The sequence below is a fragment of the Megasphaera coli genome, from assembly GCF_900095855.1.
Classification (GTDB): domain Bacteria; phylum Bacillota; class Negativicutes; order Veillonellales; family Megasphaeraceae; genus Megasphaera; species Megasphaera massiliensis_A.
This window is the reverse complement of sequence record NZ_FMIY01000002.1, coordinates 713742-728755: the sequence shown is the minus strand read 5'-3', so window position 1 is coordinate 728755 and position 15014 is coordinate 713742. Positions and strand designations below refer to the sequence as shown.

12 protein-coding genes are annotated in these 15014 nt (G+C 51.1%); all 12 read left to right on the top strand.

The features are described from left to right. Positions 1-4: 4 nt before the first annotated feature. The 12 genes from BQ2674_RS03855 (at position 5) to brnQ (ending at position 15011) form a co-directional block, all read left to right on the top strand. The gene (locus tag BQ2674_RS03855; RefSeq protein WP_075572529.1) at positions 5-1876 is read left to right on the top strand and encodes a DUF4127 family protein; all 1872 of its coding nucleotides are present in this window, start codon (positions 5-7) and stop codon (positions 1874-1876) included. 93 nt (positions 1877-1969) lie between these two features. After that, positions 1970-3055, top strand: a complete 1086-nt coding sequence (gene mltG / locus BQ2674_RS03850) for an endolytic transglycosylase MltG (RefSeq protein ID WP_083222300.1) — start codon at positions 1970-1972, stop codon at positions 3053-3055. After that, complete coding sequence (locus BQ2674_RS03845; RefSeq protein ID WP_075572528.1) at positions 3052-3648, top strand: O-methyltransferase; 597 nt, start codon at positions 3052-3054, stop codon at positions 3646-3648. Before mltG ends, BQ2674_RS03845 begins: the two co-directional genes overlap by 4 nt. Further along, a complete protein-coding gene (locus tag BQ2674_RS03840; protein WP_187364801.1) occupies positions 3645-4865 on the top strand; it encodes a peptidase U32 family protein in 1221 nt (406 codons plus the stop codon). The genes BQ2674_RS03845 and BQ2674_RS03840 overlap by 4 nt, the downstream gene beginning before the upstream one ends. 7 nt (positions 4866-4872) lie before the next feature. Beyond that, positions 4873-5121 (top strand): DUF4911 domain-containing protein, encoded by a 249-nt coding sequence (locus tag BQ2674_RS03835; protein WP_075572527.1) that lies wholly within the window; start codon positions 4873-4875, stop codon positions 5119-5121. Positions 5122-5208: 87 nt separating this feature from the next. After that, the gene (locus tag BQ2674_RS03830; protein ID WP_235828808.1) at positions 5209-6861 is read left to right on the top strand and encodes an ATP-dependent nuclease; all 1653 of its coding nucleotides are present in this window, start codon (positions 5209-5211) and stop codon (positions 6859-6861) included. A gap of 16 nt (positions 6862-6877) precedes the next feature. Further along, entirely contained in the window at positions 6878-9007 is a 2130-nt protein-coding gene (locus BQ2674_RS03825; RefSeq protein WP_075572525.1) for a DNA topoisomerase 3, read from the top strand. 35 nt (positions 9008-9042) lie between these two features. After that, positions 9043-10572, top strand: a complete 1530-nt coding sequence (locus tag BQ2674_RS03820) for a cobyric acid synthase (RefSeq protein WP_075572524.1) — start codon at positions 9043-9045, stop codon at positions 10570-10572. Next, positions 10569-11513 (top strand): adenosylcobinamide-phosphate synthase CbiB, encoded by a 945-nt coding sequence (cbiB, locus tag BQ2674_RS03815; RefSeq protein ID WP_075572523.1) that lies wholly within the window; start codon positions 10569-10571, stop codon positions 11511-11513. Before BQ2674_RS03820 ends, cbiB begins: the two co-directional genes overlap by 4 nt. A gap of 2 nt (positions 11514-11515) precedes the next feature. Then, the gene (locus tag BQ2674_RS03810) at positions 11516-12373 is read left to right on the top strand and encodes a GHMP family kinase ATP-binding protein (RefSeq protein WP_075572522.1); all 858 of its coding nucleotides are present in this window, start codon (positions 11516-11518) and stop codon (positions 12371-12373) included. A 1-nt stretch (position 12374) separates the two neighbouring features. Continuing rightward, positions 12375-13481 (top strand): threonine-phosphate decarboxylase CobD, encoded by a 1107-nt coding sequence (cobD, locus tag BQ2674_RS03805; RefSeq protein ID WP_075572521.1) that lies wholly within the window; start codon positions 12375-12377, stop codon positions 13479-13481. A 192-nt stretch (positions 13482-13673) separates the two neighbouring features. Continuing rightward, complete coding sequence (gene brnQ / locus BQ2674_RS03800; RefSeq protein ID WP_075572520.1) at positions 13674-15011, top strand: branched-chain amino acid transport system II carrier protein; 1338 nt, start codon at positions 13674-13676, stop codon at positions 15009-15011. The last annotated feature ends 3 nt before the right edge of the window (positions 15012-15014 follow it).

The following is a 15014-nucleotide window of genomic DNA, read 5'->3' as shown; positions in this document are numbered from 1 at the left end:
TATAATGGGAACACTTGTACGTCATCTAGTCAGGAGTGATATTGTGAAGGTTTCAAATTTGCTCAAAACGGTTGTTTGCGCCGTTTTATTGGCCAACGTAACTGCTTTTTCACACGGCAAAACTATTTTATATGTACCGCAGGATAATCGTCCCGTCGACTGCGCCTATACGGTGAAGGCAGCTCAGGACGCGGGCTATACGGTCCTTACGCCGCCGGAGCAGTATTTGTCGGGAGCCAACTTCCGCGGCTCGCCGGAGCAGCTCATGGACTGGGTGGAAATGCATGCGGCCGAAGCGGATGCCATGGTTCTTTCCGTAGACTCTCTCGTTTACGGCGGCCTTGTCGATTCACGCAAGCACAACTTGGATATGCATACCCTTATGGGCCGTCTGAGCAGCGTCGAAGCACTGCATTCCAAGTATATGCACGTTCCCATTTACGCTTTCAGCACGGTCATGCGCAGTCCTTGGGCCGGCGGTCAGGGTGTGGAACCCGACTATTATTTAAAATTCGGCAGCGACATTTATGAGCTTGCGGCTTTGCAGAACAAGGCGGACACGGATGTTCTCACGCCGGAAGAACGGGCCAACTGGTTTGCCCTCATGCGCCGTGTACCCCTTGAATACCTGCAGGACTGGTACGAACGGCGGCAAAAGAATATGTCCGTCAACTACCGTCTCATTGACGATGCGAAGAAGGGCATTTTTACCTATTTCAGTCTGGGTCATGACGACAATTCGGCTCATACCCAGTCGGCACTGGAAGCGAAGTACCTGGAAATGCGCAGCGCCGACGTGCCGAAGACGGCTTTCGGCTCCTTCCCCGGTGCGGATCAGCTCGGTCTTCTGTTGATTACGCGGGCGAGCAACGATTTCAATAATTATCATCCCAAGATTACGATAATCTACCCCCTCGGCGGCGGTGAAAAAACCGTGCCCGCCTATGACGGGCAGGCCATCGGCAAGACTATTGCCGAGCACATTGAAGCTGTCGGCGGGGAAGTTACCGATACGGGCCGCCCCGATTTGCTTTTGGCCGTGAATACGCCCCTTTCGACGACGACGTCCGAATCGGGAAGCTTTGAAAACTTTCCCATTATGCTCGACTCGACGCGCGAGTTTTTGGGACAAATCGAAAGCGCCGTCAATGACGGCATTCCCGTGAGTATTGTAGATATGGCTTTCTCCAACGGCTCGGACAATACTCTCGTTTACGGCCTTTACAAGGATAAGATGATGTATCGCCTTACGGCTTACAACGGCTGGAATACGGCCAGCAATTCCGTAGGCTACGGTCTTTCTCAGGGCATTTTGTCCAAGTATATGAGCGCCGATGCCCATAAGCGCATGCTGACGACGCAGTACCTCGACAACTGGGTGTACCAGGCCAATATTCGCAGCTACCTCTACCGCATGCAGCAGTCCATTGAAGCAGGTAAACTGAGACGATATTACCCGACGACCATGCGTGAGCTTCAGGGCATTGCCAAACTGGAACTGCAGCGCTATGCCGAGACTTATTTGGATGTTGACCCGCAGACGGTGGAAGTCACCTTGCCGTGGAACCGCCTCTTCGAAGTGTACGTGGACGTTCACGCGATGCCGAACGTGCAGCTTGAATCAAAGGTTCGCGAAAAGGCCGACGCCGAAAGACTTGCCCGGTTGGCGGCAAAACTGGAAACGGCCGTAAAGGCATACGATACGGCGAAAAAGGAAAGCAAAGACGGTAAACTCGACGCGGCAACGGAGGCCCGCTTAAAGGCGGATAAAGATGCGGCCCAGGCCGAATACGACACGGAAGTACGCACGCAGGAAGTGAACAGACAAAGCGAACAGATTGCGCAGCGCAGCAGAACATGGTCGCCTTCACGATAATGTAAAACCAAATGAATGCAAAAAGCCTGCAGAATACGGGCGCCTGAAGGCGTATCCTTTTATTCTGCAGGTTTTTCATGTATAATACCGTTTATGGATAATAAGACGATTGTACACATAGAGGGGAAGGCACGTCAACTCACGGAGAAGGCGGCCGGTTCCGGCAGTGAAGGAGGCGGGCGCGGCAAACTCGGTCCTGCCGTATTTATAAGTGCTGCGGTTGCGTTCATTGTCCTTTGCGCGGCCCTCGTATATTACATGCCGGCCTTTTGGAAGACCTCAAAAGAGGCGTATATAGAAGTCAAAGCGGACATGTCGGGTGCCGAAATCGCCGATGAGCTTTCCGAGGCGGGACTTATTGAGAGTACGGGGCTTTTCCGCGCTGCCCTGCTCCTGACCGGTCAGGCTGGCGACTTGAAGCGCGGCGAATATACGATTCAGTCCGACATGAGCCTGCATGCCGTCATTGCCAAGCTGACGAGCGGTCAGTCCGAGGCTTATCGCCTGGTCATTCCCGAAGGCTATACGGTGAGGCAAATCGCGAAAGTCGTCGCGGCGAACACGAACGTGACGGAAGAAGAATTTCTGGCTGCTGCAAATAAGGCGGATCTTCTCTATCCTTATATGAAAGGAAATAGAAAGACTACGTATATTACGGAAGGCTTTCTCTTTCCGGATACGTATTTTCCCCATTATGGCGGGGCGGCAGATGACTTGGTACGCATGATGCTTAAGAACTACGACAATCATTTGACGGACGTTATGAAAAAACAAATTGCTGCCACGGGTTATTCGATTTACCAATTTACCACCATCGCGTCCCTCGTGGAAAAGGAAGCGAAGTATGATGACGACAGGGCGCTTATCGCATCGGTTTTCCTGAACCGTTTAAAACGGGATATGAAGCTTCAGTCGGACGCAAGCGTTTCCTATGCTATGGGTTCACATAAGTACGCGTACAACCTCGACGAAATCACTTACGATTCGCCGTACAACACGTATCTCCACGAGGGACTGCCGCCGGGACCTATCGGCAATCCCGGTTTGAAGAGCATGGAAGCCGTTCTGAACGCGCCGGAGACGAGTTATTTTTATTTCGTTGCCGATAAGGAAGGTCATAATTATTTTGCTATGACTTATGAAGACCATATGAACAACGTTCACCGGTATATACCATGACGAAGTTAAGCGAAGAAATGAAAGCATACGGGGCAGCTCACGGGCTGCCCGTTTTGCGCACGGAAGAGGTCAGTCTTTTACAGCACCTTATACGGCGAACCCGGCCGCAGCGGATTTTGGAAATAGGGACGTGCATCGGTTACTCTGCACTTCTCATCTTGGAGTGTTTGCAGGGCGAAGCCTCGTTGACGACAATTGAGCTGGATGAGGCGCGTTATGAGCGGGCAAAATCGTTTCTCGGCCGTTCGCCTTATATCGAAAAAATTACGCTTCTTCAAGGCGATGCGACGGAGATAATCAAAGATTTGAGCGGTCCTTGGGATTTCGTCTTTCTCGACGGTCCGAAGGGGCAGTACGGACGGCAGCTTAAGCTGCTCATGCCGCATTTGGCAGCGCGTGCCGTCATCGCCGCCGACAATGTGCGTTATCACGATATGATGTATATGGACGGTGAGCTTCCTCATAAACACCGCACGGCCGTAAGGCGGCTGCGCGAGTTTTTGGAACTCGTTGGCAATAAGGCGCTTTTTGAAACCGTCGTGTTTGAAAACGGGGACGGAATGACCGTTTCCCGCCGGAAGGATTGGATATGAAAAAAATGGAATTACTTGCGCCTGCAGGCAATATGGAAAAATTAAAGCTCGCCTTTCTCTACGGTGCGGATGCGGCTTACCTGGGCGGCACGTCCTTCAGCCTGCGGGCCTTCAGTGATAATTTTTCGCCGGACGAGCTGAAAGAGGCCATAGACTATGCCCATATACAGGGGAAAAAGATATATGTGACTGTTAATATTTTCCCGTCGGACAGGGACTTTGAGGAGCTTCCCGATTACTTGCGTTATTTGGAAAAAATTCATGCCGATGCCGTCCTTATTGCGGACCCCGGCATATTCCGCCTTTGCCGCGAAGTGGCACCGGCCCTTCCCGTTCATATTTCGACGCAGGCCAATACGACAAATTGGTCGGCCGTCAAATTCTGGCAGGACTGCGGCGCCGAACGGGTTGTGTTGGCGCGGGAAGTGCCTCTTTCAGATGTGCGTGAAATCAGTGCCAAGACGGATGTCGACTTGGAAGGATTCGTCCATGGCGCCATGTGCATTTCCTATTCGGGCCGATGTCTTTTGAGCAATTATTTTACAAAAGAGCGCGACTCCAATCACGGTGAATGTGTTCAATGCTGCCGTTTTAAATACAATCTCGTCGAAGAGAAGCGGCCGGGCGAGTATTTTCCCGTAATGGAAGACGAACGGGGGACATATATATTTAATTCCAAAGACCTCTGTCTCTTGCCGTATCTGCCGGAGCTCTATAGGGCCGGCTTTGCCAGTCTCAAAGTGGAAGGGCGCATGAAGAGCCTTCATTACGTGGCGACGGTCATCAAGGTTTACCGTGAGGCGATGAATTCATATGAAGCGGATCCGGAACATTTTACGGTCAGGCCGCAATGGACGGAAGAACTGGAAAAGATTTCCCATCGTCCTTATACAACGGGTTTTTATTTCGGCAAGCCCACGGCGGACGATCAGGTATACGGCAAGTCGAGCAATACACAAACCTATGATTTTATCGGTTTCATCAAGTCTTATGACGAAAAGACGAAGACCGTCTGTATAGAGCAGCGCAACTATTTTAAAGTCGGAGAGGAAGTGGAATTCCTCCTGCCCCGTCTTCCGCTCGTCAAAACGGTTGTTACGGCACTTGCCGATGCGGAAGGCAATGAGCTGGATGCAGCCCGTCATCCGCGGCAGCTCGTCTATATGAAGACGGACGCCGCTCTTGAAGCGGGCGGTATGATGCGGCGGAAACTGTGAGGCTTGCATGTTATATGAAGAATACGTTTATTTTCAGATAGAGCCGTCGCAGATGACTTTTGTCAACAGGATTGTGGAGGGCGTTGATCATATAGGCGTACTGACTGCCCTTGACGGCAAACGGGGAATTGCTTTTTTACGGACTACTGCCGATACGGCGGCGGAAGTGCGGGAATTGCTTCGAGATTTGCCGATCTCCGTACGCTTTCTCACCTATAAAGAAGCATTGGCGGAGAAACGGGATACGCTTAGATGAAGGAACATGTTATGATAAGGACGGGGAAATCGGTTCAGCCCGTGTGAACGTGCGATAAGCAGGTGATTAATTTTGTATATCCGTTATATGAGGATCCGGAATTACCGAAGTTTCAGTGATATTGAAATAAAATTCCACCATGTGGCCAATTATCTTGTCGGTGAGAATAATATAGGCAAGAGCGGCTTTCTGCATCTTCTCGGCTCCGTCAGCAGCGGTGCGGGAGTGGATGAAAAGGATTTTCGCAATCCTTTATTGCCTGTTATTATTACGCTGGATATAAATCTGCTCAATAATGAAAAGGAATTTTATGAAGATACGCCGGATGATCGCAGCTCGTATATACGCGTCAGACTGGAGCAGCACATAGAGGATATTTACCCTCGGTTATTCGATGATGAGAGCGGCGCGGAGCTGCCGCTCCATTTAGTACGGCATGTACGCTATATCGGTCATTCCGCTTTATATCCCGAACATGATACCGTTCCGACATATGTCTATCGTTCCCTGGAAGAAGAGCTGTACGCCGTTTTAGGAGAAAATAAACCGGCTATTATAGGAGCGGCTAAGGCGTTTATCGAGCATGAAGAGCAGATAAGCGTTTATGATTCCTCATACTATATCAATATTTTGCTTTTATCAAAGCTGCTGGGGCGACAGGACAGAGCGCGGGCCGATAATGTGAAATTCATTTCTCTTGTCGCACTGCATTTGCTCAGCCGTATCTACCATATGATGAATCGGCAGAATGTACGGACTGAACAGACCGTTATCGTAGATGGGCAGGGACGCCGGCTCTTACCTCTTATTATTTCTTTCGACGAGCCGGAGATCCATTTGCATCCCTATATGCAGCGCGCCGTTTTGGATTATATCAAGCGCTTGCTGCGGAATGAGGAACCCGCATTTTCTCACATTTTGAAAAAGCTGTTCGATCTCGACGGCCTGCGCGGGCAGTTGATAGTCGTTACGCATTCGACGGATTCGCTGGTGGATGACTATCGCAATATCATCCGCTTTTACAGGAACGGAAAAGATGAGGTTTGTGCTGCCTGCGGTGCTGTCGCTTATTTTAACGGAGAAATAGAAAAACATTTGATCATGCATTTTCCGGAAGTAAAGGCGGCTTTATATTCACGCAGCGTGATTATCGTCGAAGGGGAGACGGAGTACGGGTGCTTCGGCCTCTTCGGCAAAACTATGGGGATTCCTTTTGATTATTACGGCATTACGTTGATCAATGCGAGAGGCGAAAGCTCAATCGATAAGATCAGAAAGTTGCTGCAGTACTTTAAAATCCCGACCGTTTCTCTCTATGATGCGGACGTCAAAAGGCTTCGCCGCGGCGAAGAAAACACTTATTTTACGGAAGAAATCTGCTTTGAAATGGATTTGGTCAAGACGATGCTGTCTTGCGGCAAAAAACGGGAGCTGAACCGTATTTTCGATATGGTCGGCGGAGAACATTCCCGCGTGACTTCGGATATGCTGAAAAAAGTGTGCCGCAAATTGGATCTGGATTATCACGATTACAAACCGCGCCTTTTATGCAACGTCAACCCTCGCAATACGGCGGAACTGGAGCTGTATTATTTTGCCTGGATGTACAGTAATAAAGGCGTTATTTTGGGACGGTATTTGGGCCTGTATTTACAAAAAGACTGGATCCCGCCCTCTTTTGCAAGAGTTATTAAGGCGGCGGCGGAAATGGCAAAGGACAGAAACAGCGTTTTTTTCTGATGAAAGTGTGGTAAGTATGAAGGTATTCATAGCCGAAAAACCGAGCATGGCCCGGGAGCTGGCCAAGTGCCTCCCCGGTCCGCAGCGGCGGGGAAACGGCTGTATTTATACGGGCGGCGGTATCGTTACGTGGGCGTACGGCCACGTTCTGCAGCAGGCCGAGCCGGAAGTATACGATGCGGCCTTTAAGAAATGGCGTGCCCAGGACCTGCCCATTATTCCCGAAAAGTGGCAGCTTCTCGTTTCATCGGCGGCAAGGGAGCAATTTGAAATTATTCGCAGTCTCATCGACGAAGCGGATTCCATCGTCAACGCAGGTGACCCGGACAGGGAGGGGCAGCTCCTCATCGACGAAATTCTCGATTACGTAGGTACGACGAAGCCCGTCGAGCGGATTCTCCTCAATGCGCTCGACGAAAAAAGCATTCATGAGTCTTTGGCGGATTTGCGCGATAATAAAGATTTTCGGCCCTTAAAAGACTCCGCCTTGGCGAGAAGCCGTGCCGACTGGCTTATGGGCATGAACTTGTCCCGTGCCTATACGTTGGCTGCGAGGCGACAGGGGCACAAGGGCGTATTTCCCGTCGGCCGTGTCAAGACGCCGACCTTGGCACTTGTCGTAAGGCGGCAGAGGGAGCTGGATAATTTCAGGCCCGTCACCTACTACCTTGTCAAGGCGGATTTTGATTACGGTGACGGCTGTCTGCGTGCGCAGTGGCAGCCGCAGGATACACAGGGCGGTATTGACGCGGAAAACCGCTGCGTAGACAAGGATGTTGCCGAAGAAATTCTGCGCAAATTGGAAGGCAAGCCCGACGGCCTCGTAACGGAACGTCGTGTCATACATAAGAAGGAACCGCAGCGTTTGCCGCATTCCCTGTCATCCCTGCAAGTGGAGGCGGGGAAAAAATACGGTTACAGTCCGCAGCAGGTACTGGATACGGCACAACAGCTCTATGAACGGAAATTGACGACTTATCCCCGTTCGGACTGTGAATATTTGCCCCTCAATCAGCGTCGTGACGCGGCGAAAATTTTGGAGAACTTGAGCGGACTTGCCGGCGATTCGTTGGCGAATTGGGCCGGGGAAGCCGACTGCACCGTGAAAAGCCGGGCCTGGAATGACAGTAAAATCACGGCTCATCACGCCATTATTCCGACAACCGTCATATGCCCGTACGATAAACTGTCGGAGATACAACGCAATATATATTTTCTTATTGCGCTCGCATATATAGCTCAGTTTTACGATGTTCATGAATATGACAGTCAGCGCATTACCGTTCGCGCGGCGGAGGAAAATTTTATTGCTTACGGAAAGACCGTTACCGTGCCGGGCTGGAAAAGTCTTTACGGACGCGACAAGGCGGACGACAGGGAAGAAGAAAAAGGAGAGCTGCTGGCTCTGCGCAAGGGAATGGCCGTGACGTATAGAGCCGGCCTTATTGACGAAAAAGAGACAAAACCGCCGCCGCGCTTTACGGCGTCGACCCTTTTGGCGGCGATGAAAGAAATATACAAGTATGTCAAGGACGACGGTTTGAAGAAAAAGCTGAAGGAAGTGCAGGGTATCGGTACGGAAGCGACGCGGGCGACGATCATTAACGAGCTTATTGCGCGTAAATTTCTCCTCGAAGAGGGCAAAAAGAAATATCTCGTGCCGGCCGATTCGGCCTATGTACTCATAGACTCTTTACCTGACGAGCTTTCTTATCCCGACGAAACGGCAATCTGGGAAGAGCGGCTTCATCAGATGAGTCTCGGCAAGGATGATCTGCAGTCTTTTCTGGCGGACCAAATAGAGTTTTTGAAGCGCCTCATCGGGAGAGCGGCTGCAGCCTCCGTCGCGGCTGCCGACAAAGCGGCAGGGAAACGTTGTCCCGACTGCGGCAAAATGATGATCAAACGAAACGGTAAATTCGGAGAATTCTACGGCTGTACGGGTTATCCCGAGTGCAGGCACACGGAAGCGGTTGAATCGGCATCGCGGGAGGTATCGGAATATACCTGCCCGCGCTGCAGGACAGGCCGTTTTATAAAACGCAAAGGACTCTACGGCGACTACTGGCTCTGCAGTAACGGAAACTGCCGCACGCGCTGTGCCGACGTGGGCGGTGTACCCAGTATTTACGTAAAATCGGAATAAATCTCTTATGCATTGGCGAAGGGAAGGGGAAAACCATGGCGAAATACATTATGTTCCAAGGTACGAGCTCCCATGTGGGCAAAAGCATTTTAACCGCCGCCTTTTGCCGGACTTTTGCGCGCAAAGGGTGCAAAGTCGTCCCTTTTAAAGCGCAGAACATGGCGCTCAACTCCTTTGTTACGCCGGATGGCGGGGAAATGGGCAGAGCGCAGGTTGCCCAAGCCGAAGCGGCCATGCTCGTGCCGGAAACGGACATGAATCCGGTTCTCCTCAAGCCCGTCGGCAACAGCCGTTCACAAGTTATTATCAGGGGCGTTCCCGTCGGCACCATGTCGGCAAGTGAATATCACCTGTCATATTCCGTAAAAGCCTTTGAGGCCGTCAAAGAAGCTTTGCAGCGCCTTGATGAAGAATATGAACTCATCGTCCTTGAAGGGGCCGGCAGCCCGGCTGAAGTTAACCTGAAGGACACGGACATCGTCAATATGCGCGTTGCCAAATATCTGAACGCTCCCGTTTTTCTCGTTGCGGACATTGACCGCGGCGGCTCTTTAGCTGCCCTCGTCGGCACACTGGAACTCCTGGAACCGGAAGAGCGGGATTTGGTGAAAGGCCTTATTATCAACAAATTTCGCGGCGATCCGCATCTTTTTGAACCGGCCGTCACCTTTTTGGAAGAAAAGACGGGTAAGCCTGTTATCGGTGTCATGCCTTATATAGACGACCTCGGCATCGATGAGGAAGACTCCGTGTCTCTTGCGGAAAAACCGCTGCGGCCGGAAGAGGCGGATATAAAAATAGGTGTCCTTTTGACGCCGAGGATATCAAACTTTACCGATTTTGACGCCCTTGCATCTGAAAGAGACGTAAGCCTCTATTACGTTAAAGATGCGGCGGCTCTGGCTGAAGCGGACGTTCTTATATTACCGGGCAGCAAAAATACGACGGAAGACCTCCTTTATTTGCGCCGGTCCGGTTTGGAAGAGGCCGTCAAAAGTGTGCAGCGCCGCGGCATTCCCATTGTCGGTATATGCGGCGGTTATCAAATGCTCGGGCGGAGCCTTGCCGATCCGCACCGCGTCGAGTCCGACCGTGAACTCGTGCAGGGCATGGGTTTATTACCTATGGAAACGGTCTTTACCGGCACAAAATTGACGGCACAAGTGTGCTGTGCATGTAACGGCCTTGACGTATTCGGGCAAAAAATCACGGTTACCCGTATGCTCGGCTACGAAATTCATATGGGACAAACAACGTTTACTGACGACGTCATGCTCGTATTTGAGCTGACGGAGCGGAAGGGAAGGCCCTGTAATGAAATTGTCGGCGCCGCATCTGTAAACGCAATGATATTCGGCACGTACGTACACGGCCTTTTTGATAACGACGAGTTTCGCAATGCCTTTTTAAATGCCCTTCGCCGGCATAAGGGGTTAGCGCCTCTTACAAACCGCGGAAACTATAGACAAAAAAAGGACGAGTGTTACGACAGATTGGCCGACCTGACCGAAGCAAGCCTCGACATGGATGCGGTCTATGCGGTATTAGGTGAACAGAGCTCATGATCACGACGTTTATCGCATTTATTACGGACTGCATCCTGGGTGATCCGCAGACAAAATACCATCCTGTTTCCCTCTTGGGACGCTTCATCGGAGCGGCGGATAAGTTTTTCTATAAACCGGGAAAATCGCCGGCCTATTATCTGATTGCCGGTGCGGGTATTGCCGTCGCCGTAACGGCCCTCACCTTTGCTCTGATGCGGAGTATGGTAATGCTTCTTCATATGACCTTGCCGCTTTACGGTGTTTATATTGTCAAGGGCGTTATCCTCGCTTTTCTCATTTGCCCGCGCAGTCTTGCTGCCGCGGCCCTTGCCGTCAGACGGGAAATCGTAAACGGCAATTTGGCGGAGGCCCGTAAAAAAGTAGGGTATATCGTCGGCAGAGATACGGAAAATTTGGACGTTTCCGAAATTTGCCGGGCCGTCGTGGAAACAGTGGCGGAAAATACGACGGACGGCATCGTTTCGCCCCTTTTTTTTTATGCTCTCGGCGGCCTGCCCTTGGCGGCCGTCTATAAGGCCGTCAATACGCTTGACTCGATGATGGGCTATAAAAACGGCAGGTATTTCTATTACGGCCGTTTTGCGGCGCGCCTGGACGATGTATGCAACTTTATTCCCGCCCGCATTACGGCGATTCTTCTCGTAGGGGCGGCTTTTCTTCGGCACTTTGATTACCGTAATGCCGTGCGTATCATACGGCGTGATGCGCACAAGCATCCCAGCCCGAACGGCGGTTGGGCCGAAGCGGCCGCAGCCGGGGCCTTGGGCGTGCGTTTAGGCGGCTATAACTCGTACTTCGGCAAAATGTCTTTTCGCGCTTACATGGGTGATCCCTTGCGGGATCTTACGGAAAAGACGATTCTTCGTGCCGTGCAGCTCATGTACACGGCAAGTATAGGCGCCGTTATTGTGGCGGCCTTGTGCCGCTATTGGGAGTAAGTATGGAAATGACCGTTACCGTACCGGCAGGGTGCGGTGAGATATTACAGGGAAATATAGAAACGATATCCGCCATTGTGACCTGCCCGATTAACCTCTGCGTGCAGGCTGTCGTCTCGGACGGCGTCTATGAGGAGACGGGCCTTCAGGAAAAATCGCGTCGTGCCGTTGCTGCGACGCTCGCTTATTTGGGTGAAAAGCGGTTTCCTTACGATATCAAACTCTTGTCAACCGTGCCGCAGGGGAAGGGGATGTCGTCAAGCAGTGCCGACGTGGGCGCTCTCATCGTCGCCGTCGCCGCAGCGTTCGGCGTGACCCTGTCGGAGCGGGAGATTTGCGCAATTGCCTTGACCGTTGAGCCGACAAATCCCGTCTTTTGTACGGGTCTTGCCGTTATGAACAGGCTCAGCGGCGAAATTATACATACATTCACGCATGTACCGCCTCTTGCCGTTCTTTGCTTTGACAGGGGCGGTATTGTTGATACACTGGCTTTTTATGGCCGCAAAAGCGGTTCCGGTCAAAATACCGACGTAAGTGAATTTTATGAAGCGCTGCTTCGCAGGCCGACGGATTCCCGTGTTTGGGGCAGGGCGGCGACGGGAAGCGCCTTGCTGAATCAAAAAGTCCTTTACAAGCCGGAGCTTATTGAATTTATCCGCCTGGCCGAAAACTGCGGTGCCGTCGGCGTCGGCACGGCCCATACGGGAACACTTCTCAACATGCTGCTGCCCGAAAAGGCGGCGTCTGCCGCCGGCAGGGATTTTGTTGCGGCCGTGAGCCGAACCTTGCCGAGCCTGCGCTACGTAGGAACATACAGATTTTCTTCAGGCGGCTATACGATTGAACGGAGGGAATGAGATGAAAGAATTCGTCCACGGCGGCAACGTCTATAATGCGGACGGAACAAAGGGAAAGTGGCTCGACATGAGTGCCAATATAAATCCCTTCGGCATTTCCGAATCGGTTCGTCGTGCCGTGACGGAGCACATAGACGATATTGTCCATTATCCCGACCCGAAAGCGAAGGCCTTTAAGGCTGCCGTTACCGCCCGTTACGGTATAGATGCGGATGCCGTTGTTGCCGGTAACGGCGCGGCCGAACTTTTATATGTCTATTTTCATGCGAAAAAGCCGAAGACGGTTATCTTGCCCGTGCCGACGTTCAGTGAGTATGAAAAAGCCGCCTGCGCGGCCGGTTCGGTCATTCACCATGTCCGCTTGAAAGAAGAAGACGATTTTGCGGCCGATTGGGAAGCCGTCATAGATAGCTGTCCCGCAAAAGCCTGTATTGTATTGTGCAATCCCAATAATCCGACAGGCAACTTAATCGGTCGCGAAACTCTGGAACGCTGCTTGAAAGCGGGAGCGGCGCGAGACGTTCAGTTTGTCGTGGATGAGTCTTTTCTTGATTTTCGTGAAGATGAGGCTCTCTATTCGGTAATGGACTTGGCATCCCGCAATGAGGGGCTCTTCGTTTTGCGTTCACTTACGAAATTTTACGCCTTGCCGGGACTGCGCCTCGGGTTCGGTGTTACGCATAAAAACGTCTGCAAACAACTTGAAGCGCATAAGGATTGTTGGAATGTCAATACCTTGGCGCAGTATGCAGGCGCGGCGGCATTAAAAGATGAGGCCTATCGTGAAAAGACCTTGGCCTTTATAAAAAAAGAACCGTACGCTATGGCTGAGAAACTGCGTTCTCTGACAGGTCTTACGGTCTTCGGCGGGACCGTTAATTTTTTGCTTGTAAAAATAAAGCCCTCATTCGGCAGCGGCACGGACTGCGTCGCCTATTTGCGTGAAAGGGGCATATTGGTCCGGCCCTGTCATATGTATGAAGGCTTAAACGCTCAATTTATGCGCCTTGCCGTAAAAAATGAAAGAGATAATGAAACCGTAATAAAAGAGATACATAACTATATCATTAGTGAGAAAAACGCAAAGGTTAAACGTTTATTAGATTAAAAACGGATATATTAAAAAAAACAGGAGAAAAGTGATGATTTAAAAATACTATTATGATACAATATCATCAAAGTTAAAGCATCTGCTTGCGGAAAAGTAATAGTTTATAAGAGATGCTTTGTAAATATGCCGCGCCTTTGCGGAAACGGCGAAAGGGCGGCATAAATTTTTTAGAACGGAGTGTGATCGAAAATGAATGAGAATCAGAAAAACGGAAAACGATTTATTGCAGTCGGTCTTATGCTGTTCGCGCTTTTTTTCGGCGCAGGGAATCTTATCTTCCCGGCGGCCATGGGGCAGCATGCAGGGGTCAACGTATGGTGGTCTGTCCTGGGCTTCATCGTTACAGGTGTAGGGCTGCCCTTGGCAGGCGTATTGGCTATCGGTTATTCCGGGTGTAAGAATTTGGAAGAATTGGCCGGCCGCGTCCATCCCAAATTCGGTCTTTTCTTTACGGTGTTATCATATTTAACAATCGGACCGTTCTTTGCAACTCCCCGTACGGGCAGCGTATCTTATGAAATCGCAGTCCGTCCCTTTTTGGAAAACGGCGGTACCGACATGAATATGACTATATTCCTCGTTATCTTCTTCATCATTTCCTATTGGCTTTCGGCATCGCCGTCCAAACTGGTTGACCGTATCGGCAAAATTTTGACGCCTTGTCTTCTGATTGCCATTTTGGCCCTGATCGTCAAGTCGTTCATTTCGCCCTTAGGGGATCCCTTGAGTGCGACGCCGGAATACGGTACGGCTACCTTGGCTGCCGTACAGGGCTTTCTCGACGGTTATAATACGATGGACGCCATCGCTTCTCTCGTATTTGCCATTCTTGTCGTTGAATTTGTCGTTGAAGCGGGTGCTTCCACACCGAGCGAAATCACGTTCGACGTATTCAAATCCGGTGTTGTTGCCGTTTCCTGTTTGGCTTTCGTATATATTTTTATTGCTAAAATCGGTGCGGACAGCGTAACGGCTATCGGTATGCAGGAAACGGGCGCTCCCGTCCTTTCCTTGTGTGCAAAGATTCTCTTCGGTGAAGCGGGGGCCATGCTTTTGGCGGTTATCGTGCTGCTTGCCTGCCTGTCGACGAGTATCGGCCTTATTACGTCTTGCGCAACGTACTTCCAGCAGATTTTGGGCGGCTTCGGCTACAAGACGTATGCAGCTATTTTCTCCGTCATTTCTTTTGCCGTCGCAATGTTCGGCTTGAAGACAATCATCACCGCCGCTATTCCCGTATTGATGTTTATTTATCCTATCGTCGTGGCTCTCGTTATTTTGACCTTCCTGCACAAGCTCTTCGGCGGACGGCAATGTGTATATGCCTGGACTATCGGCCTGACGCTTATTCCCGCCTTTGTTACGGGTCTGCAGACGGCCAAAATTCCCTTGGGTGCCGTTGATACGTTCTTCAGTATGACCGTGCCTCTCCATTCCCTGGGTATGAGCTGGCTCTGCTTTGCCGTTGTCGGTTTTGTCATCGGCCTTGCATGGAAGGCGGCGGTCAATTCTAAAACGGCCGCATAAGTA